Genomic DNA, 24,787 nt, shown 5'->3' on the forward strand with positions numbered 1-24,787 from the left:
CTGTGCATAGTATGTCTGAGCAGCATCAGAAGGCACTGTCAGCCGCTGGCAGATTTAACCCCCTTAATCGCCAAACTGGGATCAGTCCTGATAGTGTCCTTCCGTCCTGGAGAGGGTTGCTAACACTTGTTCCCATGATACGAAATGCGCCAGCTGATACAGATTAACGTCTCATTGCCCATGCCGGTCTGCCGACACCGGTGCATGGCCTTTTCCGATATTCGCAAGCACAGATGCTTGATTTTTTCAGGGTGTAATATACCTGAGCAGCATCTGAAGGCACTTTCAGTCGCTGTCAGATTTAACACCCTTAATCGCCAATCTGGGATTTTATGATGTTAACCTCCAGTTCAAGACCCTTGCTCCCATGATGCGAACCTTGCCACCTGATAAAGATTTACGCCTCATTCCTGTATGCAGGTCTTACGACTCTAGTGCACGGACAATTTTCGGTCATAACAAGACCTGGCGGAAGATTTAATCAGGCGTGGTGTGACTGAGCAGAAGCTGGGGCAATGTCAGCCGCTGGCAGAAAAAACCCTTATTCGCCATCTCAAACCGTCATTATGGGTAGTCCTTTTAACTTTCTCAGGACCATTAAGCTTAAACTCCGTTTAGAGAATGACGTAAGATTTAGGCTAAGCAGGTTAAGTGATCCCTCTCCCGGGTTGAACACTATATTCATCGTACGAGCGGAAGATTGTCCTTCGGGAAATATTTCTTAAACACCGCTCGGGATCTTATTGCCACTGGCGGATTTAACCCCCTTAATCGCCATACTGGGGTTCTGTCCTGATGCTGGCCTTCAGTTCTGGGCTTGGGTTGCTATCGCTTGCTCCCATAATGCGAAATGTGCCTCCTGATACAGATTAACGTCATATTCCTGCGTGCCGGTCTGCCGACACCAGTGCACGGGCTTTTTTCGGTCATCACATTTCCGGGCAGGAGATTCTATCAGGGCGTGGTGTGACTGAGCAGCAACTGGGGCACTGTCAGCAGCTTGCAGATTTAACACCCTTAATCGCCAAACTGGGATTCTGTTCTGATGTTGACCTTCCGTTCTGGGCGGGCTTTGGTTTACTAACACTTACTTCCATAATACGAAATGTGCTTGATGATGCAGATTAAATTCACATTACTGCATACCGGTCTGCCGACACCGGTGCATGGGCGATTTCCGACGATCTCAAGAACATATGGGAGATTATATCAGGGAGAGTAGTATGCCTGAGCAGCATCTGAAGGCACTGTCAGCCGCTGTGAGATTTAACCCCCTTAATCGCCAAACTGGGGTTCTGTCCTCATGCTGGCCTTCAGTTCCGGGCTGGGTTGCTATCACTTGCTCACATAATGCGAAATGTACCTGCTGATACAGATTAACGTCATATTCCTATATGCCAGTCTGCCGACATCAGTGCTTGGGCTATTTTCGGTCAAAACAAGACCTGGCGAGAGATTTAATCAAGCGTGGTGTGACTGAGCAGCAGCTGGGGGCACTGTCATCCGCTTGCAAATTTAACCCCCTTAATCGCCAAACTTGGGTTCAGTCCTGATGTTGGCATTCCGTTCTGGGCGGCGTTGCTATCACTTGCTCCCATTATGCGAAAAGTGCCTGCTGATACAGATTAACGTCATATTCATGCATGCCGGTCTGCCGACACCAGTGCACGGGTTTTTTTCGGTCATTACAATACCGGGCAGGGGATTAAATCAGGGCGTGGTGTGACTGAGCAGCAGCTGGGACACTGTCAGCCGCTGGCAGATTTAACCCCCTTAATCTCCACACTGGGGTTGCCTCCTTAAGTTGGGTTTCATTTCGGGGTGAGGTTGCTAACTCTGCTCCCATAATTCGTAGTGTGCCTCCTCAAGAGATTAACACCTCATATCTTTAGACTGGACTGACGACAACGGTTCACAGTTAGGAAACGTATATCAGCACACCGGTGAGATAGATTTTAGGGTCTAAGCAAGAAATAGGGTAGGCGTGAAGATTCATTAATGGAGCTCTTAACTTCAAAGCGTAGAGAAGGAGACAAGAATCGTGGTTTAAACAGGTTGTGCATTAGGTATGGACTAGAGAGTCTGAGCTCACATCTGCAAGTTAAGCTCACAAAAAATCATAAAAAAGTAAACAAACATTAGCTTAAGATTGAAACTAAGGATAGAATTGTACGCATAACAAGGAAATGGACGCATTATACGTAAAGTTTACATATATGCGTAAAAGTCGGTTTTCAGTGCAAAAAGGTCATAACCATGAATTTACTTGAAAAGATCGCCCTCGTTGGTCAGCGCATGAAAAGCGAGCAGATTTCTCTAAAGGAATCTCTGATGGCTTCATCAAGAGTATCTGTTTCTGATGATAGTGTTGATGGTGTTGATAGACTGATCTATAACCACTGTTTGAATAAAAAAAATCTCTCTGATTTTTTTGGGAAGTCACGAGTAACGTTCAATAAAATACTTTCGGACTTAGAAGAAAAAGAACTTGTTGGTGCACCTATTTATCAAAACAAAAATCATCTTTACACCCGCTGGGATGTTCAAAAAATAATGGATGCCCTGGGTTATCCCAAGTACCGCGATCATTACTTTAGCAGAGCTATTGTTACTCAGAATCATAAAGGCGGTACAGGGAAAAGCACTACATCTGTAGCTTTAGCAGTAGCAGCTGCTTTAGATCTACAACTCAATGCACGTGTATTAATGATCGAATGGGACCCACAAGGTTCGATTGGAAGCAGCATGATTCAAAGTGTCTCAGAAGATGATGTCTTCCTTACAGCAATTGATGCAATCCTTGGAATTTATGAAGAAAATTCTGAGTATAAAAAATATTTAGATTCAGGATTCTCTGAAGAAGAAATCATCACTAATATGCCTTTTTCAACGCATCTGCCAAACTTGGACGTAATAACGGCTTTTCCGACAGATGCTCGTTTTAAAGATAAATACTGGCAATGTTCTAGAGAAGAACGTACGTCTTTGTTACTACGTTTCAAGGAAGTTATCTTACCGGTACTGAAGCAGAACTATGATTTGATTATTATAGACACTCCACCTGAAGATTCACCTTTGATCTGGGCTGCTGACGAAGCGGCCGATGGGATTCTTGTCGCAGTGTCACCACGTGAATATGATTACGCCTCTACTACAGACTTCATGCTTACAATAAGTGAAAGGTTTAAACAATCACCAAGTAAGGGCGACAATTTAAAATGGTTCAAAGTTCTTGCTGTCAATGTAGATGACAAAAGTCCATATGAAAGAATAGTTTTGGATAAATTAATCAGAACTGTTCAGGACCTTTTGATGTCCGCTAACATAAAAAATTCTGAAGCATTTAAGGCAGCTGCTTCCAAAGGGCGTACAGTGCTTGATATCAAAAAATCAGAGGAACTTTGTTCCGCAAAGCAGCTTGATGTCGCAGAAGAATCTGTATTACAGGTATATCAGCAATTTATAAATGAAATAAAAAGTTTTTCAGCTAAGCAAGGAGTTAACGCATGAGCGATGAGCAACATATCGGGAATGATAAATCTCGATATTTAAACGCACCAAAGCGGACAGAAGTCGGTCACCGTTCAGGTCTTGCGGGTTTGAAAACAGCACCTCGCATAAAAAAGTTATTCACTCTTCATAAGGGCCGGAGACTTGAAGCGGAACATGTGATTGTTCCAGCCCAGAGAGTGGAGAAGGAGACCTTAGTCCATCCAGCGAACCCACGAAATCAAGAAGCCCTTACAGATTATTCTGTTAGAGATATTCTTAAGCAGATTGAAGAAAGAGGGGTCGATACCGAAGGGATCGCTGTAAAAAGAGATGGGGTTTATTTATTAATAGAAGGAAGTCGCAGACGTTTCTGCTGTATAAAGGCAGAAAAGGATCTCCCCCTGTGGGTTCTTCCGGATGAACTAACCGAAGATGATATAAATTCAATTATATCCGCAGCACAAACATCTCGAAAATTTTCATATAGAGAAGTTGGGTTTCAATTTATCAAAAAAATGGAAGAAAAAGGATTTTCTACTAATGAAGAACTCGCAGCATATCTTGGGATTAGTCATGTATCGGTAGCCAAAAGAATCCAGGCGGCCCGTATTGACGAAACATTGATCTCTTTATTCCCGGATTATGAAGGAATCCCGAACTCCTATTATAGTCGCTTGTCTCGTTTACAGAAATATGTGCAAAAAAATCTATTTCCTTTAGATGAAGTAATAGATAATGTTAAAGAGGAAACAAAAGATTTAGACATTGGAGATCTCCAGGTTGCTCAAAAAGTTGTAATGGAAAAAATCACACAATCTGTGGAAAGTGTTTGTGAAAAAACTTATTCCACAAAATGGGAAACAAGTGATCTTATTACTTTTGATAACAAAGATAAGTATGCAAGAATCAGTAAAAACAATACTGGTAGAAAAATTCGCTTTGAATTCAATAGGATAAATGCGGGTTTTATTAAGGAACTAGAGGAGTTCATAAAAGAAAAATTAAAAGTATCAGAATAAATATTGAACTGCATCTTTATGATGCAGTTCATATGATTTATATTTTTAATTTCTTGTTATATTAATATGGGGTGTGCGCAGGTTCAGACATATAAGGTCTTAGTTCTATATGAACAGAAGCGCCATTCCCATCATTTACTACGTTTAAAGGTGCTTTTCCCGGCAATGACATAGTTGCAACGTCAGGTCCAGAAACAGCAAAATTATTTTCTGCTGAAGGCATTACTGTAAAAATCTTTATAGCAACATTTTCATGTCTAAATAATGAAATCCCAAAAGTAGAACCAGCTTCGGTATTGCTCACGTCCACAACCACAGGGGTTTTTCCTAGATATTCATTAGTTAGGGCACTGTTGCAAATAGTCGGTGGTGATAAACTTATCATCCCCTTTTGCTGATGGAGCTGCACATGAACCCATTCAAAGGCCGGCATTTTCAGCGTGACATCATTCTGTGGGCCGTACGCTGGTACTGCAAATACGGCATCAGTTACCGTGAGCTGCAGGAGATGCTGGCTGAACGCGGAGTGAATGTCGATCACTCCACGATTTACCGCTGGGTTCAGCGTTATGCGCCTGAAATGGAAAAACGGCTGCGCTGGTACTGGCGTAACCCTTCCGATCTTTGCCCGTGGCACATGGATGAAACCTACGTGAAGGTCAATGGCCGCTGGGCGTATCTGTACCGGGCCGTCGACAGCCGGGGCCGCACTGTCGATTTTTATCTCTCCTCCCGTCGTAACAGCAAAGCTGCATACCGGTTTCTGGGTAAAATCCTCAACAACGTGAAGAAGTGGCAGATCCCGCGATTCATCAACACGGATAAAGCGCCCGCCTATGGTCGCGCGCTTGCTCTGCTCAAACGCGAAGGCCGGTGCCCGTCTGACGTTGAACACCGACAGATTAAGTACCGGAACAACGTGATTGAATGCGATCATGGCAAACTGAAACGGATAATCGGCGCCACGCTGGGATTTAAATCCATGAAGACGGCTTACGCCACCATCAAAGGTATTGAGGTGATGCGTGCACTACGCAAAGGCCAGGCCTCAGCATTTTATTATGGTGATCCCCTGGGCGAAATGCGCCTGGTAAGCAGAGTTTTTGAAATGTAAGGCCTTTGAATAAGACAAAAGGCTGCCTCATCGCTAACTTTGCAACAGTGCCCTGGCCATTAATTTTGACCCACCCCAAGGTGGCCAACCGGCCAGAAATGCAGATAGGGTTCCCAGCCTTTTGGCAGGCCGGGAACCGTTCTGATGATGAGGTGGAACGTGATACACAAAATAAAATCATTACATGACGATGGCAAAGGACTTTCCATTCGGGCCATCAGCCGGGAGCTGGGCATCTCGCGCAACAGCGTGCGCAAGTATCTGCGTCAGGATGAAACAACCACTGCCCGCAAGCTGGATAACCCTGTCCGCAGCAAACAGCTCGACACCTACCGGGGATACCTGATCAGCTTGCTGGCCAGCTTTCCCGGGCTCAGTGCAGTCAAGATTGCCCGCAAGCTCAAGGAGAAACTGGGTGAGCTGCCGACCTCCGAGCGCAGTATTCGTCGTTACGTCAGCGCGCTGAAGGAAGAGGTTGCAACCGGTCAGCACCGATATTACGAGCCGGTGGTTGATGAGGTGCCGGGTGTGCAGTGCCAGGTTGACCCGGGCGAGCTGCGTAACGTGCTGATTGGTGGCGTGGAAACAGTGGTGCACTTTGTTGTGTTTGTGCTGGCGTACTCGCGGCTGATGTATGTGGGCCTGTCGTTTAAGCCGCTGGATACCCGGCAGTTCATCCAGCTGCATGACGAAGCGCTGCGCTACTTTGGCGGCATGCCTGAAGAGCTGGTGTACGACCAGACCAAGCTGGTGGTGATTGAGGAGAAATACCGGGAGCTGACCCTCAACGAGCGTTTTCATCAGTACGCCACCACAGCCGGCTTTCGTATCCATGCTTGCGAAGGCTATGACCCCGAGAGCAAGGGCAAGGTTGAAGCGGGCGTCAAATACGTCAAGCAGGACTGCTTTTACGGCGAGACCTTCCGTGATGAGCAGCACCTGCGCGGGCACTGTTGCAAAGTTAGCGATGAGGCAGCCTTTTGTCTTATTCAAAGGCCTTACATTTCAAAAACTCTGCTTACCAGGCGCATTTCGCCCAGGGGATCACCATAATAAAATGCTGAGGCCTGGCCTTTGCGTAGTGCACGCATCACCTCAATACCTTTGATGGTGGCGTAAGCCGTCTTCATGGATTTAAATCCCAGCGTGGCGCCGATTATCCGTTTCAGTTTGCCATGATCGCATTCAATCACGTTGTTCCGGTACTTAATCTGTCGGTGTTCAACGTCAGACGGGCACCGGCCTTCGCGTTTGAGCAGAGCAAGCGCGCGACCATAGGCGGGCGCTTTATCCGTGTTGATGAATCGCGGGATCTGCCACTTCTTCACGTTGTTGAGGATTTTACCCAGAAACCGGTATGCAGCTTTGCTGTTACGACGGGAGGAGAGATAAAAATCGACAGTGCGGCCCCGGCTGTCGACGGCCCGGTACAGATACGCCCAGCGGCCATTGACCTTCACGTAGGTTTCATCCATGTGCCACGGGCAAAGATCGGAAGGGTTACGCCAGTACCAGCGCAGCCGTTTTTCCATTTCAGGCGCATAACGCTGAACCCAGCGGTAAATCGTGGAGTGATCGACATTCACTCCGCGTTCAGCCAGCATCTCCTGCAGCTCACGGTAACTGATGCCGTATTTGCAGTACCAGCGTACGGCCCACAGAATGATGTCACGCTGAAAATGCCGGCCTTTGAATGGGTTCATGTGCAGCTCCATCAGCAAAAGGGGATGATAAGTTTATCACCACCGACTATTTGCAACAGTGCCCGGCAGCGCATCAAGCGGTGAGTGCACTCCGGCACCGCCAACTTTCAGCACATGCGTGTAAATCATCGTCGTAGAGACGTCGGAATGGCCGAGCAGATCCTGCACGGTTCGAATGTCGTAACCGCTGCGGAGCAAGGCCGTCGCGAACGAGTGGCGGAGGGTGTGCGGTGTGGCGGGCTTCGTGATGCCTGCTTGTTCTACGGCACGTTTGAAGGCGCGCTGAAAGGTCTGGTCATACATGTGATGGCGACGCACGACACCGCTCCGTGGATCGGTCGAATGCGTGTGCTGCGCAAAAACCCAGAACCACGGCCAGGAATGCCCGGCGCGCGGATACTTCCGCTCAAGGGCGTCGGGAAGCGCAACGCCGCTGCGGCCCTCGGCCTGGTCCTTCAGCCACCATGCCCGTGCACGCGACAGCTGCTCGCGCAGGCTGGGTGCCAAGCTCTCGGGTAACATCAAGGCCCGATCCTTGGAGCCCTTGCCCTCCCGCACGATGATCGTGCCGTGATCGAAATCCAGATCCTTGACCCGCAGTTGCAAACCCTCACTGATCCGCATGCCCGTTCCATACAGAAGCTGGGCGAACAAACGATGCTCGCCTTCCAGAAAACCGAGGATGCGAACCACTTCATCCGGGGTCAGCACCACCGGCAAGCGCCGCGACGGCCGAGGTCTTCCGATCTCCTGAAGCCAGGGCAGATCCGTGCACAGCACCTTGCCGTAGAAGAACAGCAAGGCCGCCAATGCCTGACGATGCGTGGAGACCGAAACCTTGCGCTCGTTCGCCAGCCAGGACAGAAATGCCTCGACTTCGCTGCTGCCCAAGGTTGCCGGGTGACGCACACCGTGGAAACGGATGAAGGCACGAACCCAGTTGACATAAGCCTGTTCGGTTGGTAAGCTGTAATGCAAGTAGCGTATGCGCTCACGCAACTGGTCCAGAACCTTGACCGAACGCAGCGGTGGTAACGGCGCAGTGGCGGTTTTCATGGCTTGTTATGACTGTTTTTTTGTACAGTCTATGCCTCGGGCATCCAAGCAGCAAGCGCGTTACGCCGTGGGTCGATGTTTGATGTTATGGAGCAGCAACGATGTTACGCAGCAACGATGTTACGCAGCAGGGCAGTCGCCCTAAAACAAAGTTAGGCATCACAAAGTACAGCATCGTGACCAACAGCAACGATTCCGTCACACTGCGCCTCATGACTGAGCATGACCTTGCGATGCTCTATGAGTGGCTAAATCGATCTCATATCGTCGAGTGGTGGGGCGGAGAAGAAGCACGCCCGACACTTGCTGACGTACAGGAACAGTACTTGCCAAGCGTTTTAGCGCAAGAGTCCGTCACTCCATACATTGCAATGCTGAATGGAGAGCCGATTGGGTATGCCCAGTCGTACGTTGCTCTTGGAAGCGGGGACGGATGGTGGGAAGAAGAAACCGATCCAGGAGTACGCGGAATAGACCAGTTACTGGCGAATGCATCACAACTGGGCAAAGGCTTGGGAACCAAGCTGGTTCGAGCTCTGGTTGAGTTGCTGTTCAATGATCCCGAGGTCACCAAGATCCAAACGGACCCGTCGCCGAGCAACTTGCGAGCGATCCGATGCTACGAGAAAGCGGGGTTTGAGAGGCAAGGTACCGTAACCACCCCAGATGGTCCAGCCGTGTACATGGTTCAAACACGCCAGGCATTCGAGCGAACACGCAGTGATGCCTAACCCTTCCATCGAGGGGGACGTCCAAGGGCTGGCGCCCTTGGCCGCCCCTCATGTCAAACGTTAGGCGTCATGCATGAACCACACCGTCCCCGCAGAGGTATCCGCTCAGGTGCGGATAGTCGTCGACGTCATAAAGTCACATTTGGAGCCTGTGCTTCTTGCCATTTGTCAATGGCCATTAATTTTGACCCACCTTTGGCCAATAAAATTGACCCACCCTTGCACGTTTAACCCGTTGTTTTCTGTTTCAGCCGATAGCTCTCTCCTCCCAGCATAAAGATGTGTGAGTGATGGATGATTCGGTCGATGATCGGTACTGCCACGTTGTCGTCGTGGAAGAACTCGCCCCAGCAGGTGAAGTCCTTGTTGGTGGTCAGGATGATAGACCGGTATTCGTACAGACTGTTGATCAGCTGGAACAGGTTGTAGCGGGCCTGCCGGGTCATGGGCAGGTAGCCCAGCTCATCGATGATCAAGAGGTCGACCTTGCTCAGCTGGCTGATTTTCTTTTTCAGCTCGCCCTTCATTTCTGCCAGCTCCAGTTCTTCCACCAACTCCAGCGCGGTGCGAAACAATACCCGGTATCCGGCCTCGACGGCCTTGTGGCCAATCCCGATGGCCAGGTGGGTCTTGCCCACGCCTGGCGGGCCGATGAAGATCACGTTGTTGCGCTCGTCGATGAACCGGAAGTCCAGCAGGCTGTTGATCTGGCGCTTGCTGATGGTGGTCTGGTGGCGATAGTCAAAGCCCTCCAGATGCTTGTGCGCAGGAAAGCCTGCCGTCTTGTAATTGCGCTGTACCCGGTTGGCCTGACGCTGCTGGAGTTCGTATTCAGCCAGTCGCTGTGCAAAGCTCAGGAACGACATTTCACTGGCTTCGGCCTCGGCCAGTAACTGGGCGAGCTCTGCGGCGATGGAGGTCATGCGCAGGCTACGGTACTGGGCGGCAGTCTGTTCAAGCATGCCCATGGGTCACCTCCTGGCCAGTCGAGCGGCCAAGCTGTCGGTATGCACTCAAGTCCAGCTCTGACGGAGCCTCTGGCACGGGCTCAGGCAGACGCTCACGCCGGCTGGCCAGCTGGGTGGCCACCAGATACGCTTCGATCTGTCGGGCGGTCAGGCCCGGCTTCTGGCTCAGGTTCAACAGCATGTCCCGTTCAACAGGTGCGTGCTTACTCAGCAGGTTGCGTACTGCGAACAGTTGATCCTTATAGACCTTGGGCAAGGATCTCCGCAACTGATCACACAAGGCCAGGCTGAGTGCCTCGTCGCCCACCAGTACTTGAATGTCCTGCTCCAGCTGCTGCCGGCGCTGGGCATGGTCACGGTAGTGGTGGGTGTTTTTGATAATCTGACCTTTGCCGCCCGCCAACGCATGCTGGGCAATCACTTCGCCAGTTTGTAGATCAATCACATGCAGCTGGCTGTCGTCTTCCAGCACACCGACACGGCTTTGCTGCCAGGCCATGGGCACAGAGTACTTGTTGGCCTTCCAGGAGATCAGTCCGGTCTTATCCGCCTTGCGGGTCTCACGGGCTTCAGATGTGACGCAAGAGGGTGACAGGTAGGGCTTGAGCAGAGCCTGTTCGTCACGTTCAAAACGCAGCTGAGGTGCCTCACCTGTGGTGCCGTGTGCCCGCACATTGGCGACCTTGTCCAGCCAGTGATGCACATGCTCGCGCAGGGGCACTGTTGCAAATAGTCGGTGGTGATAAACTTATCATCCCCTTTTGCTGATGGAGCTGCACATGAACCCATTCAAAGGCCGGCATTTTCAGCGTGACATCATTCTGTGGGCCGTACGCTGGTACTGCAAATACGGCATCAGTTACCGTGAGCTGCAGGAGATGCTGGCTGAACGCGGAGTGAATGTCGATCACTCCACGATTTACCGCTGGGTTCAGCGTTATGCGCCTGAAATGGAAAAACGGCTGCGCTGGTACTGGCGTAACCCTTCCGATCTTTGCCCGTGGCACATGGATGAAACCTACGTGAAGGTCAATGGCCGCTGGGCGTATCTGTACCGGGCCGTCGACAGCCGGGGCCGCACTGTCGATTTTTATCTCTCCTCCCGTCGTAACAGCAAAGCTGCATACCGGTTTCTGGGTAAAATCCTCAACAACGTGAAGAAGTGGCAGATCCCGCGATTCATCAACACGGATAAAGCGCCCGCCTATGGTCGCGCGCTTGCTCTGCTCAAACGCGAAGGCCGGTGCCCGTCTGACGTTGAACACCGACAGATTAAGTACCGGAACAACGTGATTGAATGCGATCATGGCAAACTGAAACGGATAATCGGCGCCACGCTGGGATTTAAATCCATGAAGACGGCTTACGCCACCATCAAAGGTATTGAGGTGATGCGTGCACTACGCAAAGGCCAGGCCTCAGCATTTTATTATGGTGATCCCCTGGGCGAAATGCGCCTGGTAAGCAGAGTTTTTGAAATGTAAGGCCTTTGAATAAGACAAAAGGCTGCCTCATCGCTAACTTTGCAACAGTGCCAAGCTGGCTCGTGAATTCGGAATCAGTCGCGAAACCCTGTATCAATACTTGAGAACGGATCAGTAAATATGCCACGTCGTTCAATCCTGTCCGCCGCCGAGCGCGAAAGCCTGCTGGCGTTGCCGGACACCAAGGATGAGTTGATCCGTCACTACACGTTCAGCGAAACCGACCTCTCCATCATCCGGCAGCGGCGCGGCCCGGCCAACCGGCTGGGCTTCGCCGTGCAGCTCTGTTACCTGCGCTTTCCTGGTGTCATCCTGGGCGTCGATGAGCCGCCGTTTCCGCCCTTGTTGAAACTGGTCGCCGACCAGCTCAAGGTCAGCGTCGAAAGCTGGGACGAATACGGGCAGCGGGAGCAGACCCGGCGCGAGCACCTGGTCGAACTGCAAACGGTGTTCGGCTTCCAGCCCTTTACCATGGGCCACTACCGGCAGGCCGTCCAGTTGCTGACCGAGATGGCCTTGCAGACCGACAAGGGCATCGTGCTGGCCAGCACCTTGATCGAGCACCTGCGGCAGCAGTCGGTCATTCTGCCTGCCCTCAACGCCGTCGAGCGGGCGAGCGCCGAAGCAATCACCCGCGCCAACCGGCGCATCTACGATGCCTTGGCCGAACCGCTGTCGGACGCGCATCGCCGCCGCCTCGACGATCTGCTCAAGCGTCGGGACAACGGCAAAACGACCTGGCTGGCCTGGCTGCGCCAATCGCCCGTCAAACCGAATTCGCGGCACATGCTGGAACACATCGAACGCCTCAAAGCGTGGCAGGCGCTCGACCTGCCTTCTGGCATCGAGCGGTCGGTGCACCAGAACCGCCTGCTCAAGATCGCCCGTGAGGGTGGCCAGATGACGCCCGCCGACCTGGCCAAGTTCGAGGCGCAGCGACGCTATGCCACCCTGGTGGCGCTTGCCATCGAGGGCATGGCCACCGTCACCGACGAAATCATCGACCTGCACGACCGCATCCTGGGCAAGCTGTTCAACGCCGCCAAGAACAAGCATCAGCAGCAATTCCAGGCGTCCGGCAAGGCGATCAACGCCAAGGTGCGGCTGTTCGGCCGCATCGGCCAGGCGCTGATCGAGGCCAAGCAGGCGGGCCGCGATCCGTTCGCCGCCATCGAGGCCGTCATGTCCTGGGATGCCTTCGCCGAGAGCGTCACCGAAGCGCAGAAGCTTGCGCAGCCCGAGGACTTCGATTTCCTGCACCGCATCGGCGAAAGCTACGCCACGCTGCGCCGCTACGCGCCGGAATTCCTTGCCGTGCTCAAGCTGCGGGCCGCTCCCGCCGCGAAGGACGTGCTCGACGCCATCGAGGTGCTGCGCGGCATGAACAGCGACAACGCCCGCAAGGTGCCCGCCGACGCGCCGACCGAGTTCATCAAGCCGCGCTGGCAGAAGCTGGTCATGACCGACACCGGCATCGACCGGCGCTACTACGAACTGTGCGCGCTGTCGGAGATGAAGAACGCGTTGCGTTCCGGCGACATCTGGGTGCAGGGGTCGCGCCAGTTCAAGGACTTCGAGGACTACCTGGTGCCGCCCGCGAAATTCGCCAGCCTCAAGCAGGCCAGCGAATTGCCGCTGGCCGTGGCCACCGACTGCAACCGGTACCTGAACGACCGGCTGACGCTGCTGGAAACACAGCTTGCCACCGTCAACCGTATGGCGACGGCCAACGAGCTGCCGGACGCCATCATCACCGAGTCAGGCTTGAAGATCACGCCGCTCGACGCGGCGGTACCCGACACCGCCCAAGCGCTGATCGACCAGACGGCAATGATCCTGCCGCACGTCAAGATCACCGAACTGCTGCTGGAGGTGGACGAATGGACGGGCTTCACTCGGCATTTCGCGCATCTGAAATCGGGCGACCCGGCCAAAGACAAGAACCTGTTGCTGACCACGATCCTCGCCGACGCGATCAACCTGGGCCTGACCAAGATGGCGGAGTCTTGCCCCGGCACGACCTACGCCAAGCTGGCTTGGCTGCAAGCCTGGCACATCCGCGACGAAACCTACGGGGCGGCGCTGGCCGATCTGGTCAACGCACAGTTCCGCCATCCCTTCGCCGAGCACTGGGGCGACGGCACCACCTCATCGTCGGACGGCCAGAACTTCCGCACCGGCAGCAAGGCCGAGAGCACCGGCCACATCAACCCGAAATACGGGAGCAGCCCAGGGCGGACGTTCTACACCCACATTTCTGACCAGTACGCGCCATTTCACACCAAGGTCGTGAACGTCGGCGTGCGCGATTCGACCTACGTGCTCGACGGCCTGCTGTACCACGAGTCCGACTTGCGGATCGAGGAGCATTACACCGACACGGCGGGCTTCACCGATCACGTCTTCGCCCTGATGCACCTCCTGGGCTTCCGCTTCGCGCCGCGCATCCGCGACCTGGGCGACACCAAGCTCTACATCCCGAAGGGCGACGCCGCCTATGACGCGCTGAAACCCATGATCGGCGGCACGCTCAACATCAAGCACGTCCGCGCCCATTGGGACGAAATCCTGCGGCTGGCCACCTCGATCAAGCAGGGCACGGTGACGGCCTCCCTGATGCTCCGAAAGCTCGGCAGCTACCCACGCCAGAACGGCCTGGCCGTGGCGCTCCGCGAGCTGGGCCGCATCGAGCGCACGCTGTTCATCCTGGACTGGCTGCAAAGCGTGGAACTGCGCCGCCGCGTGCATGCCGGCCTGAACAAGGGCGAGGCGCGCAATGCGCTGGCCAGGGCAGTGTTTTTCAACCGCCTGGGTGAAATCCGCGACCGCAGTTTCGAGCAGCAGCGCTACCGGGCTAGCGGCCTCAATCTGGTAACGGCTGCCGTCGTGTTGTGGAACACGGTCTATCTGGAACGGGCTGCGCACGCGCTGCGTGGCAACGGCCATGCCATTGATGACGCGCTGTTGCAGTACCTGTCGCCGCTCGGTTGGGAGCACATCAACCTCACCGGCGATTACCTCTGGCGCAGCAGCGCCAAGATCGGCGCGGGCAAGTTCAGGCCGCTACGACCGCTGCAACCGGCTTAGCGTGCTTTATTTAATGAGATGGTCACTCCCTCCTTCCCAGTACTATGCTGAGGACAGGCTTTCATTCGGAGAACCATCATGGAAAACATTGCGCTTATTGGTATCGATCTGGGTAAGAACTCTTTCCATATTCATTGTCAGGATCATCGTGGGAAGGCCGTTTACCGTAAAAAATTCACCCGACCAAAGCTAATCGAATTTCTGGCGACATGCCCGGCAACAACCATCGCGATGGAAGCCTGTGGCGGTTCTCACTTTATGGCACGCAAGCTGGAAGAGTTAGGGCATTTTCCAAAGCTGATATCACCGCAATTTGTCCGCCCATTCGTTAAAAGCAACAAAAATGACTTCGTTGATGCTGAAGCTATCTGTGAAGCAGCATCACGTCCATCTATGCGTTTCGTGCAGCCCAGAACCGAATCTCAGCAGGCAATGCGAGCTCTGCATCGTGTCCGTGAATCCCTGGTTCAGGATAAGGTGAAAACAACTAATCAGATGCATGCTTTTCTGCTGGAATTTGGTATCAGCGTTCCGCGAGGTGCTGCCGTTATTAGTCGACTGAGTACCCTTCTTGAGGACAGTAGTTTGCCTCTTTATCTCAGCCAGTTACTGCTGAAATTACAACAGCATTATCACTATCTTGTTGAGCAGATTAAAGATCTGGAATCTCAGTTGAAACGAAAGTTGGACGAAGATGAGGTTGGACAGCGCTTGCTGAGTATTCCCTGCGTTGGAACGCTGACTGCCAGTACTATTTCAACTGAGATTGGCGACGGGAAGCAGTACGCCAGCAGCCGTGACTTTGCGGCGGCAACAGGGCTGGTACCCCGACAGTACAGCACGGGAGGTCGGACGACATTGTTAGGGATTAGCAAGCGGGGCAACAAAAAGATCCGAACTTTGTTGGTTCAGTGTGCCAGGGTATTCATACAAAAACTGGAACACCAGTCTGGCAAGTTGGCCGACTGGGTCAGGGAGTTGTTGTGTCGGAAAAGCAACTTTGTCGTCACCTGTGCTCTGGCAAACAAGCTGGCCAGAATAGCCTGGGCACTGACGGCGCGACAGCAAACTTACGAAGCATAAAGGCAGAAATACACCAGTTTAAACAATCATTCATCTGGTTTTGCGAATACTGATATTGATGATACTAACGGCCCACCGGCCTGTTGAGGAACCTGTAAAACGGAAAGGCTCATTGAAGCCGTATATTTTCTGGAGGTTCATCAGGCGCGGAACTCATCGAGGCGCGGGAATAAAATCCCATTCAGACGCCGGATAGATTCAAGCAAGCCAACTTGTCGTCAAAATCGGTGTTGCAAAAACGGGAGTGACCATAGATTCCGTTTTCTGAGGCGACCCCCACATAGAGACCTTCCCGGTCATTCACTTTGTAGAGTTTGTCCCTGGGCTTGAGATTGCGCAGCTTGGTATCGGTCAGCATGTACCTTGTCCTTCTTCGTCTCCGATACCCACTCGATTGTAAACAAGCACACAAACCCTTTAGTGACAACAATTTGCAAGAACTATCAGGCTCAGTGCCATGAAAAATACCATGACCAGATCATGAGGTTGAACACGGCTTGCGCCGGCAGCGTTCACGCTCCTGGTCGGCGATCTCGCCCGGCTGCAATGCTAGCTCAGCATCGGTCATGCGCTCCAGCACGTCGCGTAGGCGGATGGTGCAAGGAATGGGCGGCAGCTCGAACTCATAGCCGCCGGCGATCATTTCGGCCGCAATCTCCTCGGTGATGAAAAACGGCTCGTCGTCTTGGTTCGGCTTCTTCATGCCCTTTCCTCCTGGCGCTCATCCTGGCCGACAGCGGCCAGGGCATCGGCTTCCGTCAATGCGTCCTCCACGAACGCGCCGTGCTGCTTCGCTTCGGCCTGGCTGACCTCGGCCCATATCCGTTTCACCTGGGCCGCACTGTACCCGGCCAGCTCGGCGGTCTTGTTGATGCTGTAGCCGGACTTGCGCAGCGCGACAACTTGGGCGCGGCGCTTCGGATCAGCACGGCGGCCCTTGTACCGCCCGGCCTGGCGGGCCAACTCAATGCCTTGGCGCTGGCGTTCGCGCCTGTCCTCGTAGTCGTCGCGGGCCATCTGCAAGGCCAGGCGAAAAAGCATGATCTGCACGGCTTCCAGCACGATCTTGGCGACGCCCTGGGCCTCGGCCGCCAGGTCGGATAGATCGACCACGCCAGGGACGGCCAGGCTTGCGCCTTTGGCCTGTATCGAGGCCACCAGGCGCTCGGCCTCGGGCAAAGGTAGGCGGCTGATGCGGTCGATCTTCTCGGCAATGACCACCTCGCCGGGCTGTAGGTCGCCGATCATGCGCAGCAGCTCAGGCCGGTCGGCGCGTGCGCCGGATGCCTTCTCACGGTAGATGCCGGCGACGTAGTAGCCGGCGGCCTTCGCGGCCGTAGTGATCGCCTCTTGGCGTTCCAAGTCCTGCGCGTCGGTGCTGACGCGCAGATAGACCCGCGCCACCATCGGCGCGGCTACTGGCTTCGTCCTGCGCATACTTGCGGGCTCCTTTGGGCATACGCAAAGTGTCCGGTCATGCTACCCCCGGCCAAAAAGGCCGTCATGCGATTTATCTTGGCCGGGTCGTTATTGGCGGGTCTAAATGGCCGCTCCGTGGATCTCATCGCCAGAAATGGCGATGCGAGATCCAGGGCAGGGCGGCCGCCATCGTCAGACCTGGCGATGGTCGACGCCGGCGCGCATCGTCGGATGTGGCGATGCGAGCTCGAGGTCGGTGGCCACCGCCGGCGACCTGGTGCCATCGTCGGCAATGGCGATGCTGCAGCTCGACGTGCGCGGCCTGGTCGTCTCGGCATCGTCGGATGCGGCGATGCTCGAGCGAGGCGAAAAAAAACCGCCTCGGGGTGTCCGAGGCGGCAAGTCTGCATGCGGTTCAGGGAGGAAGAAACCGCGCCGGCGATCAGGGAGGAAAACCGCGCGGCCTGATGTGCAGCTCGGCCACTTTAGCCGGATTTTTCGACTTATCCGATGCGAGCGGCCCGCCGTGGGCGCTGCTCGATCTGCTGTTGCTTTTTCTCGACGTGCTTCTGCTCCTGGTGCTGCTGCTCGTCGCGCGGCACTGTTGCAAAGTTAGCGATGAGGCAGCCTTTTGTCTTATTCAAAGGCCTTACATTTCAAAAACTCTGCTTACCAGGCGCATTTCGCCCAGGGGATCACCATAATAAAATGCTGAGGCCTGGCCTTTGCGTAGTGCACGCATCACCTCAATACCTTTGATGGTGGCGTAAGCCGTCTTCATGGATTTAAATCCCAGCGTGGCGCCGATTATCCGTTTCAGTTTGCCATGATCGCATTCAATCACGTTGTTCCGGTACTTAATCTGTCGGTGTTCAACGTCAGACGGGCACCGGCCTTCGCGTTTGAGCAGAGCAAGCGCGCGACCATAGGCGGGCGCTTTATCCGTGTTGATGAATCGCGGGATCTGCCACTTCTTCACGTTGTTGAGGATTTTACCCAGAAACCGGTATGCAGCTTTGCTGTTACGACGGGAGGAGAGATAAAAATCGACAGTGCGGCCCCGGCTGTCGACGGCCCGGTACAGATACGCCCAGCGGCCATTGACCTTCACGTAGGTTTCATCCATGTGCCACGGGCAAAGATCGGAAGGGTTACGCCAGTACCAGCGCAGCCGTTTTTCCATTTCAGGCGCATAACGCTGAACCCAGCGGTAAATCGTGGAGTGATCGACATTCACTCCGCGTTCAGCCAGCATCTCCTGCAGCTCACGGTAACTGATGCCGTATTTGCAGTACCAGCGTACGGCCCACAGAATGATGTCACGCTGAAAATGCCGGCCTTTGAATGGGTTCATGTGCAGCTCCATCAGCAAAAGGGGATGATAAGTTTATCACCACCGACTATTTGCAACAGTGCCGGGTATTGAGTCTCTACCGTCGTCAGTGTTTCTGAGACACCAGTATTGCAGATCACTACAATTGTCACTTAAGTATCGACGGGGGAATAGATGCAAGTGACTGGCTAACCAGTACCAGTTTAGATTCAAAACGATCCCATCTTTGTGGATGCACTTGAGTAAGCTCGTATGACGATATGTCAGAGAAGTGACAACGGGAGTGAGTTGCCGGACTCACTACCGTTGTCATCCCCGGTTGAAGGAAGAGGATCCCCGGGGCTGTATATTTACCGGGTATCCTTACTCAAGGGTTTCGACACTCACTCCCATTGTCGTAATCAACGAGTGTGCATTGTCTTTTAAAAGCATCGCTGGAAACGTACGATTAAAGTAACTTTTCTTTCGGTTCTTCCTTGCGAATCTCTGAAGACGTACTGGCTGATCGGAGTCAAGGAGGGCAGTAAAATTGAAGCCGTCAGTTTTACTGTCGGCTCCGGGTAGTTACTTCAACTCGTCGATCTGAATCATGAATTCTGAGGTGCCAACTTTCCCATTTTCGGAAGGATAAACGGGTAACAGAAGATTATCCCCCTGGCCCATATCTATTTGCACCTCAACTGACTCACCTGGAGCCGCCTGTGCCCCGTTAAATTTAATACCGAAGGCTGCATCCTTCCGCACAGTCAGCGTTGCGTTCTGGACCCCTTTAGCAATTTCTCCATTTGTCTTACGCAGAACGTTAGTGGACAGGTACGCAAGGGGTACGCCATCTGTCGTTTTGAGAGGCGAACTGACCGATAATGTGCGTAGATTATGTAACTGCACAAGGTTATTCGGTAGATAACTGAACTTCTGAGTATAGGTTTTGGTATTCGACTGACTATCGGCAACTGTTACGCTAATTGAATAATTTTCAGATGGTTCGAAATTTGGGAACAGCCTCGGATACTCAGGCATGTATGTATCTTTGCCTGCCGGTGACCACGTAAGCTCAACGTTATCAGCTGTGGGGCCACCTACGAGCTGAAGACGGGTTATCCTCGGGGTTGTCAGATTATCTGCCAGAGCGATCCTGAGGTTCTCCAGGCCGTACACTACCGTATCGTCTTTTACCGGCTTTCCGTCGAATGTTATGGCCACTGTCGGAGGAGTGTTATCCAGAGCAATTTCTCCGAAAGTTTTATTGGTCTGGTTCTGGAAGAAGTCCCTGATGTTGACCTCAACGTTGTATTTTCCTTCAGACTGACGGGATAAATCATAAGCAATCGTGTAGTTACCTGAGATACGAGATTTGATTACGCCTGTGGGTGACATCCGGGTACCGGTGTTCTTATCGGAAAGATAAAATTCCCTCAATGAGACCGAGTCGAACCAGTTACCATCGCCTTCAAGTGACGCCAGTACATCCAGCTGCTTGTTAGTCTCGTCATATGATATCGAGTTTATTACCGGCAGTTGTTTATTGTTCCAGCGTGTCATAATCCATTGCTCAGACCGCAAAATGGGATTGCTGATGCTGCGAACGAAGTAAAGGATCCTATTGTAGCCCTGGGTACCCAAGGCCATATCAAACGTCTCAGGCGCTTCACACGAGGTTTTTCCTGCCGGAATGGTGCAGGTCGCCTTACCGCCGATCTCTTGTGCAAAGGGCCGGGCTTCAACGTTAAAACGAAGTCGGGAAATTTTAATTGGCAGTCGTGATGAAGCCACACTCTCAAAATCCTTCCACTTAACCCAGTTCCCCTTGTCATCGAGGAAATCTACCCAGGTACCCGCAAATGCAGGCGTTTGGTTTGCAGATGGGTTTAGAACGAGGCTGTATGACGGATAATACCCTCCCCACTGGCCAAAGTTCGCCATACGAGCCATATCCCCATTAATTGAGCCATAGGGAAGAGTCATTTCAACATAAGCATAAGTGCTGTCTACAGCTATCTCTTTGGGGGCGGAATATTGATTGATGAACTGAAGCCCACCTTCTGAATAAGCACGGTAGTTAGATTTTGGGATCCGGTAGACTAATCGAATAGGGTTTTCGTTAACGACCATACCGGCTTTGTAAGCCGGATAATTAGAAACCCCGGGTACGACGCTGGAAGACGTATTTGGATCATGAACGGCCCACAGTGTCATCTCACCCAGCGTGTTGTCGTAGCGAAATTTTTGAGTTGGCAGCGTTCGGCTATTACCTGCGTTATCGAAGATAACAACTTTTGCAGTAAAGTCTTCATCCAGGTTGCTGTCTGGTATTCCGGTTCCCTTAACTGAATTCTTAGAGTAAGTGTGGTACATCTTTTGGCCGGATACGTCATACTGCATCTGTGTAGTGCTGTAGAGGCTACCGTCCTGCCTGTAAATATATATTAGGCCCTTATCAATACCATTTGCATCACTTACGCCCGAAGAGGTGAAGTCATACTGCCCCGTTGCCTCTAATCCAAGCTTCCACACGTCACCAGCGGTAGAGCCAGAACCAGTATTAGCGGTAAGAGCATTTGCCGCTGGAGGGGTGACATCAATTAGCCAGTTATAGTTATAGGTCGCTACAGGCTTCTGATTGAGATCTAACACGTTTATCTGAACGACAAATTTGCCTTCACCCAAAGCAGGCAAAGTTACTTTTTTGCCGTAGAACTCACTACCGTCAGCAGCTGTTAGTCGGTCTGATACACCCGTCCGTGTAGTCGTAGTATTAAGAATGACAGTTCCAGTGTCTTTCGTGACTTTGACATTAACGAAACGATCAAGACCTGAAATAAGTGTCAAAGTTACCGGTGATGCCGGATTAAGCATAAGACGAGAAGACGGGGCGTGGATCTCAATACCGTTCGTGTCTTTAAAGGCCGATTCATATATCTGAGCTGGGGCCTGAACAGACATACCGAGTCCGGCTACAGCAGTAATAAAAGCGAGATGTTTCATTCTTATTCCCCTTTAGGTTTGGTGTTATTTTAAGCTTTTCCTAAAGGTCACTATGTTCGTAAAAGTATAAAAAACTTCTCCATATGGTGCTCGAAATTACAAATCTATAATTTGCCTTTCGACAAACCTTATTGTGCGTTCAGGACGGAAATCTTTCTTTTTGGAATTACATCTGACATTTCTGTGGTGTCCAAACTGGCAACGATTGCAAAACTTATAACATTAGCCTGAAACTATCGGCATCCACATATCGCATTAAGTGATGCTTTTACTTTATGTAAAAAAGAATCAGGATAAATTAGGTATGTCAGATATAAATGCGTTAACGGACGGCATATATGAATCAAAACCTGGCGGCATTACGCCACCAGTCGAGAGGGGAGTGAACCTCAGTCAGTACGTCTACCTTCGTTCCGCAAGGCGCTTCTTGTTGTGAATTACAAACTGCCCTGGCGAGAACTGCATCATTTCACCCCTAGCAACACACGTGCCTCTTCAACGGTTTGCCAAGAAGGCATTGCTACGCCAGATTGAGTGCCGTTGCCCCTGCGCTCACCTGTGTCACATTCTACATAAAGACGCATCAGCATCGCTTCTGTTTCAGCGGCCCGGCTATTATCCATTACCAGTTCTGCTGCGCGTCGTAGCTGTTCTGGAATGTCATTCCACATTCCCGCACCACTTCTGTCTTTGTTAGTGAGCAAGTCTTCAATAGCAGATGAAGCCATGTTAAGCAGGTCAGCCGAAACTAAAGGCATCGGCGGGGCGGTATAGAGGATTCGACGTCTTCCGCGTCTGTCTGGATCGTATTTATCATAAAAAGCTTTGTTCACATCTTCCCAGTGCCACTGAAGTTGCCCGGTTGCGTCATGGTGGCAAAACTCGCACTGATAAACAGGCGCAATCGACATAACTGCCTTTCCAATACGTGCCAGTACAGCAACTTCGTCAGCTCTGAGACTCATTGCTTCGCTTGGGTTACTACCCTCGGCAAATTCCAAAATTTGTTCAATACGTTCTGGTGTGAAAGTGGTCATAGGCTTTGAAAACATATTTTTCCAGTTGTGCTTACCATATCATCAGGCATTAGGAGCGTTAGCGAATAATTAACAGGTCAGGACCAAAACTAAATCCTTCCCCCATACGGTCTTCATGACGGGAGACATATGCCTTACCGTATTTCTCCAGATCCTGTAAGCGATCTTTTGCCAGATTCCACGAGTATTCCTGGCCCCACACGGGTCCGTCACGCCCGTCAAAGCGGTCAGGTTTACAATTTGCTTTCAGAAGAGCGTAGACATGCTCCACCGTGGGTAGCTGCAAAGCACTATTAGCCTGAGAAACGGCAGTATGCGTCATTTCTGTTCACTCTTTATTGATTTAGTCAGTTAAGCCGGTCAGGTAACTTTAACCGGCTACTCGTATTAAGATTTCTTTCCGGTTGCTTGTCAGTTAGCGGCGAAGATCAATTTCAAGGCGGGCTGTTTTGACCTTTGTTCCGGACTCCCTAAATGTATCATCCGGAAGAGGCGAAATTTGTCCGCCAAGTTGTTTGACTCGCTCCCTGAGCGCTTTTGTCAGTGTGTCTTCCCGGAACAATACCCCAGCTGACAGAATGGCCTGTAAGCGACCTCGCTTAGCGAGCATTGCGATGGCATGCATGACATGTTTAACGTCAGAGCGTTTAAGGAATGGTGGATTCATAACGATAACATCAAAAGTTTCATCGGGCTGGTACCCAAGAAAGTCGGTATGCACCAGCTCGACTCCTGTGCTAAGGACACTATCGTTCTTCACTGCAAGGAATCGCTCATCGTTCAATTCGATCCCGGTAATCAATGCATCCGGAGCCGCCAGTTTTAAGGCTTTCAGAATGCGGCCATCACCAAACTCTGGCTCCAGTACACGCTCCCCGGCAGCTGGTTCAGCGCGTAGAACCATATCTGTGACTAAATTCTCAGGTGTAGGGAAGAAATTGAACAGATCTCGTGGGATGTCAACCGAACCTGTCAGAATGATTTGCTCGATACGCTCAGCTGCATCCGCCGTAAAAATATGTGCCTGCTCTTTTCGGTTCCATTTGCCACCGGCGGCTTCGAGCACTTTGTTTGTCTTAACATAAATGCTGCGGTCGAGCTGGTCGGCCAGGAAAAGAAAGTTCCCTTCAGCACGGCAGCGAGATAAGACGTTCAGAACTTCAGTTGAGATTTGCATTAAAACTCCATTAAGAGGATTTACCCGCCTGGCGGCAGCGGGTTGGTTACTTAAACGGGACAATTCAGATTTGGCCTTGGTTAGTCGGCAGACAACAGCAGGGATGGGCTGTTATAAGAGAAGCGGTCAACGGGAGCCTTATCAAATCGCTGACCGCTTGCATCAGGGGTCAGAACGAGTCCGTTATGGGCGCAATGAATGTGGAGCAACATATCCCCGCCGGTGTTGATGTGTAAGGCAGGCACACCCTGATCGATTTCGAACATGACACCAAAACAGGGGTTACCTTCCTTGTTAACAACTTCACAGTGGATGTTATGTTGGCCGGTAACGCTGACCTGATAGGCCTGACTGTCCTCTTCTGGCAGTGTTTCCTCCTCCAGGCGCCAGTCCTGAAGTGTGAGGCTAATTTCAGGGGTGTCATGCTCTTTCTGAAGAGCCTGGATACCTTTACGGAACAGCTGCATCATTTCAGGAGTAAGGCAGTCTTCCTCAGCTCCAAAATGTTCTTTCCAGCCTTCAGGATCTGCATACATCCAGACGTTTTTAGCGAGCGAAGGTAAGGAAGCATCAGGCTCTACAAGGAGGTGAGGGATGTTCTCTTTGATTCCGAGATAACGTACCGGCTGGCCATTAAGCGGTAACCCATCCGACACTGTAACTTCTGTTCCTGGCAAGACGACGCTGTTTACCAGACCTCCACAATGTTCGGCCACCACGCGGCCTAAATCTGCCATAAACATCCGATGCTTTTCTGGTGAGTCCAGCTCACCAAGGAGTTCAGGTTTAAGCAGTAAACCGGTAATAATCTCAGTCAGTTCACGAGGAGATACTAATTTATACATTTTGTTTTCCTTTTCTGTGTTGGCTTTATATTACCAATCCAGATGCACGAGCTAATAACCTCCAGACAACTTTTTCAAAAATTATTTACTTAAAGCAGGGTGCTAATATGCGCAAGAAATGAATTTAGGAAGGACGGCTTCAAATTTAACTTTTTGGTTTTTTATTTTAGACGGACTTTAAAATAGCATCGTTGATAAAATAATAAACATGGTTTGTTTTTTTGTTTGTATTGACAATCAAATGGGTATAAATT

Annotated in this window: 21 protein-coding genes and 4 pseudogenes; 10 read left to right on the top strand and 15 right to left on the bottom strand. The window is 51.8% G+C overall.

The features are described 5' to 3' along the window. The first annotated feature begins 966 nt into the window (after positions 1–966). The 3 genes from O1722_RS23700 to O1722_RS23710 all read left to right on the top strand — a co-directional run bounded on the left by O1722_RS23700 (position 967) and on the right by O1722_RS23710 (position 4,511). Positions 967–1,128 carry a hypothetical protein gene (locus O1722_RS23700; protein ID WP_001371949.1) on the top strand — a complete coding sequence of 54 codons (162 nt, stop codon included), beginning with the start codon at positions 967–969 and terminating at the stop codon, positions 1,126–1,128. A gap of 1,128 nt (positions 1,129–2,256) precedes the next feature. After that, entirely contained in the window at positions 2,257–3,510 is a 1,254-nt protein-coding gene (locus tag O1722_RS23705; RefSeq protein ID WP_001050364.1) for a ParA family protein, read from the top strand. Further along, positions 3,507–4,511, top strand: a complete 1,005-nt coding sequence (locus O1722_RS23710; protein WP_001278838.1) for a ParB family protein — start codon at positions 3,507–3,509, stop codon at positions 4,509–4,511. The genes O1722_RS23705 and O1722_RS23710 overlap by 4 nt, the downstream gene beginning before the upstream one ends. Before the next feature lie 61 nt (positions 4,512–4,572). On the opposite strand, the gene O1722_RS23715 is transcribed toward O1722_RS23710, so the two are convergent. After that, positions 4,573–4,815 carry a hypothetical protein gene (locus O1722_RS23715; RefSeq protein ID WP_225528513.1) on the bottom strand — a complete coding sequence of 81 codons (243 nt, stop codon included), beginning with the start codon at positions 4,813–4,815 and terminating at the stop codon, positions 4,573–4,575. 105 nt (positions 4,816–4,920) lie between these two features. Between O1722_RS23715 and O1722_RS23720 the strand changes: the two genes are divergently transcribed. Both O1722_RS23720 and istA (O1722_RS23725) read left to right on the top strand, forming a co-directional pair. After that, entirely contained in the window at positions 4,921–5,625 is a 705-nt protein-coding gene (locus O1722_RS23720; RefSeq protein ID WP_001067855.1) for an IS6-like element IS26 family transposase, read from the top strand. A 159-nt stretch (positions 5,626–5,784) separates the two neighbouring features. Next, positions 5,785–6,603 (top strand): annotated as a pseudogene (istA, locus tag O1722_RS23725) (IS21 family transposase); the annotation flags it as partial. A 20-nt stretch (positions 6,604–6,623) separates the two neighbouring features. Here the strand turns inward: istA (O1722_RS23725) and O1722_RS23730 are convergent. Both O1722_RS23730 and intI1 read right to left on the bottom strand, forming a co-directional pair. Beyond that, positions 6,624–7,328 carry an IS6-like element IS26 family transposase gene (locus O1722_RS23730; RefSeq protein WP_001067855.1) on the bottom strand — a complete coding sequence of 235 codons (705 nt, stop codon included), beginning with the start codon at positions 7,326–7,328 and terminating at the stop codon, positions 6,624–6,626. A 36-nt stretch (positions 7,329–7,364) separates the two neighbouring features. Next, a complete protein-coding gene (gene intI1 / locus O1722_RS23735) occupies positions 7,365–8,384 on the bottom strand; it encodes a class 1 integron integrase IntI1 (protein ID WP_138827841.1) in 1,020 nt (339 codons plus the stop codon). 176 nt (positions 8,385–8,560) lie between these two features. Between intI1 and O1722_RS23740 the strand changes: the two genes are divergently transcribed. Further along, complete coding sequence (locus tag O1722_RS23740; protein ID WP_032488579.1) at positions 8,561–9,115, top strand: aminoglycoside N-acetyltransferase AAC(6')-Ib3; 555 nt, start codon at positions 8,561–8,563, stop codon at positions 9,113–9,115. Between the two features lie 227 nt (positions 9,116–9,342). Here the strand turns inward: O1722_RS23740 and istB are convergent, their stop codons facing one another. Beyond that, positions 9,343–10,083 carry an IS21-like element helper ATPase IstB gene (gene istB, locus O1722_RS23745; protein ID WP_012695455.1) on the bottom strand — a complete coding sequence of 247 codons (741 nt, stop codon included), beginning with the start codon at positions 10,081–10,083 and terminating at the stop codon, positions 9,343–9,345. Beyond that, positions 10,070–10,798 (bottom strand): annotated as a pseudogene (istA, locus tag O1722_RS23750) (IS21-like element ISCfr8 family transposase); the annotation flags it as partial. The gene istB and the pseudogene istA (O1722_RS23750), both read right to left, overlap by 14 nt. Positions 10,799–10,862: 64 nt before the next feature. Here istA (O1722_RS23750) and O1722_RS23755 point away from each other — a divergent pair. The 4 genes and pseudogenes from O1722_RS23755 to O1722_RS23770 all read left to right on the top strand — a co-directional run bounded on the left by O1722_RS23755 (position 10,863) and on the right by O1722_RS23770 (position 15,737). Then, complete coding sequence (locus O1722_RS23755; protein WP_001067855.1) at positions 10,863–11,567, top strand: IS6-like element IS26 family transposase; 705 nt, start codon at positions 10,863–10,865, stop codon at positions 11,565–11,567. A 52-nt stretch (positions 11,568–11,619) separates the two neighbouring features. Next, a pseudogene (locus O1722_RS23760) lies at positions 11,620–11,685 on the top strand (helix-turn-helix domain-containing protein); the annotation flags it as partial. Between the two features lie 2 nt (positions 11,686–11,687). Next, positions 11,688–14,654 (top strand): Tn3 family transposase, encoded by a 2,967-nt coding sequence (locus O1722_RS23765; protein WP_042863651.1) that lies wholly within the window; start codon positions 11,688–11,690, stop codon positions 14,652–14,654. A 78-nt stretch (positions 14,655–14,732) separates the two neighbouring features. Next, entirely contained in the window at positions 14,733–15,737 is a 1,005-nt protein-coding gene (locus O1722_RS23770) for an IS110-like element IS5075 family transposase (protein WP_000427619.1), read from the top strand. Between the two features lie 253 nt (positions 15,738–15,990). Here O1722_RS23770 and O1722_RS23775 read toward each other — a convergent pair. From O1722_RS23775 to O1722_RS23820, 10 genes and pseudogenes are all read right to left on the bottom strand, one after another. After that, positions 15,991–16,095, bottom strand: a pseudogene (locus O1722_RS23775) (Arm DNA-binding domain-containing protein); the annotation flags it as partial. Between the two features lie 120 nt (positions 16,096–16,215). After that, on the bottom strand, positions 16,216–16,440 hold the full coding sequence (locus O1722_RS23780; protein WP_000743213.1) for a hypothetical protein: 225 nt from the start codon (positions 16,438–16,440) through the stop codon (positions 16,216–16,218). Continuing rightward, the gene (locus O1722_RS23785; protein WP_001446887.1) at positions 16,437–17,174 is read right to left on the bottom strand and encodes a recombinase family protein; all 738 of its coding nucleotides are present in this window, start codon (positions 17,172–17,174) and stop codon (positions 16,437–16,439) included. The genes O1722_RS23780 and O1722_RS23785 overlap by 4 nt, the downstream gene beginning before the upstream one ends. A 485-nt stretch (positions 17,175–17,659) precedes the next feature. Continuing rightward, positions 17,660–17,800: a hypothetical protein gene (locus tag O1722_RS23790; protein ID WP_001044210.1), complete on the bottom strand. Its 141-nt coding sequence runs from the start codon at positions 17,798–17,800 to the stop codon at positions 17,660–17,662. Positions 17,801–17,805: 5 nt separating this feature from the next. Beyond that, entirely contained in the window at positions 17,806–18,510 is a 705-nt protein-coding gene (locus O1722_RS23795) for an IS6-like element IS26 family transposase (RefSeq protein ID WP_001067855.1), read from the bottom strand. Between the two features lie 543 nt (positions 18,511–19,053). Next, entirely contained in the window at positions 19,054–21,474 is a 2,421-nt protein-coding gene (locus tag O1722_RS23800; RefSeq protein ID WP_000681217.1) for an Ig-like domain-containing protein, read from the bottom strand. A 464-nt stretch (positions 21,475–21,938) separates the two neighbouring features. Continuing rightward, the gene (locus O1722_RS23805) at positions 21,939–22,526 is read right to left on the bottom strand and encodes a hypothetical protein (RefSeq protein WP_000491820.1); all 588 of its coding nucleotides are present in this window, start codon (positions 22,524–22,526) and stop codon (positions 21,939–21,941) included. Positions 22,527–22,569: 43 nt separating this feature from the next. Then, positions 22,570–22,833: a hypothetical protein gene (locus tag O1722_RS23810; RefSeq protein WP_000149862.1), complete on the bottom strand. Its 264-nt coding sequence runs from the start codon at positions 22,831–22,833 to the stop codon at positions 22,570–22,572. 93 nt (positions 22,834–22,926) lie between these two features. Further along, positions 22,927–23,688, bottom strand: coding sequence for a methyltransferase (locus O1722_RS23815; RefSeq protein ID WP_001447802.1), 762 nt, complete (start codon positions 23,686–23,688; stop codon positions 22,927–22,929). A gap of 80 nt (positions 23,689–23,768) precedes the next feature. Further along, positions 23,769–24,533 (bottom strand): hypothetical protein, encoded by a 765-nt coding sequence (locus O1722_RS23820; protein WP_000277498.1) that lies wholly within the window; start codon positions 24,531–24,533, stop codon positions 23,769–23,771. Positions 24,534–24,787: the final 254 nt, after the last annotated feature.

The sequence above is a fragment of the Enterobacter cloacae complex sp. HYC003_NIDB genome (genome assembly GCF_056673375.1).

Coding starts and splice junctions, on each gene's coding strand:
- O1722_RS23770 (WP_000427619.1), top strand. CDS start 14,733: ATGGAAAACATTGCGCTTATTGGTATCGATCTGGGTAAGAACTCTTTC.
- O1722_RS23765 (WP_042863651.1), top strand. CDS start 11,688: ATGCCACGTCGTTCAATCCTGTCCGCCGCCGAGCGCGAAAGCCTGCTG.
- O1722_RS23820 (WP_000277498.1), bottom strand. CDS start 24,533: ATGTATAAATTAGTATCTCCTCGTGAACTGACTGAGATTATTACCGGT.
- O1722_RS23730 (WP_001067855.1), bottom strand. CDS start 7,328: ATGAACCCATTCAAAGGCCGGCATTTTCAGCGTGACATCATTCTGTGG.
- O1722_RS23805 (WP_000491820.1), bottom strand. CDS start 22,526: ATGTTTTCAAAGCCTATGACCACTTTCACACCAGAACGTATTGAACAA.
- O1722_RS23815 (WP_001447802.1), bottom strand. CDS start 23,688: ATGCAAATCTCAACTGAAGTTCTGAACGTCTTATCTCGCTGCCGTGCT.
- O1722_RS23795 (WP_001067855.1), bottom strand. CDS start 18,510: ATGAACCCATTCAAAGGCCGGCATTTTCAGCGTGACATCATTCTGTGG.
- O1722_RS23755 (WP_001067855.1), top strand. CDS start 10,863: ATGAACCCATTCAAAGGCCGGCATTTTCAGCGTGACATCATTCTGTGG.
- O1722_RS23800 (WP_000681217.1), bottom strand. CDS start 21,474: ATGAAACATCTCGCTTTTATTACTGCTGTAGCCGGACTCGGTATGTCT.
- O1722_RS23785 (WP_001446887.1), bottom strand. CDS start 17,174: ATGCGCAGGACGAAGCCAGTAGCCGCGCCGATGGTGGCGCGGGTCTAT.
- O1722_RS23705 (WP_001050364.1), top strand. CDS start 2,257: ATGAATTTACTTGAAAAGATCGCCCTCGTTGGTCAGCGCATGAAAAGC.
- istB (WP_012695455.1), bottom strand. CDS start 10,083: ATGGGCATGCTTGAACAGACTGCCGCCCAGTACCGTAGCCTGCGCATG.
- O1722_RS23810 (WP_000149862.1), bottom strand. CDS start 22,833: ATGACGCATACTGCCGTTTCTCAGGCTAATAGTGCTTTGCAGCTACCC.
- intI1 (WP_138827841.1), bottom strand. CDS start 8,384: ATGAAAACCGCCACTGCGCCGTTACCACCGCTGCGTTCGGTCAAGGTT.
- O1722_RS23780 (WP_000743213.1), bottom strand. CDS start 16,440: ATGAAGAAGCCGAACCAAGACGACGAGCCGTTTTTCATCACCGAGGAG.
- O1722_RS23720 (WP_001067855.1), top strand. CDS start 4,921: ATGAACCCATTCAAAGGCCGGCATTTTCAGCGTGACATCATTCTGTGG.
- O1722_RS23710 (WP_001278838.1), top strand. CDS start 3,507: ATGAGCGATGAGCAACATATCGGGAATGATAAATCTCGATATTTAAAC.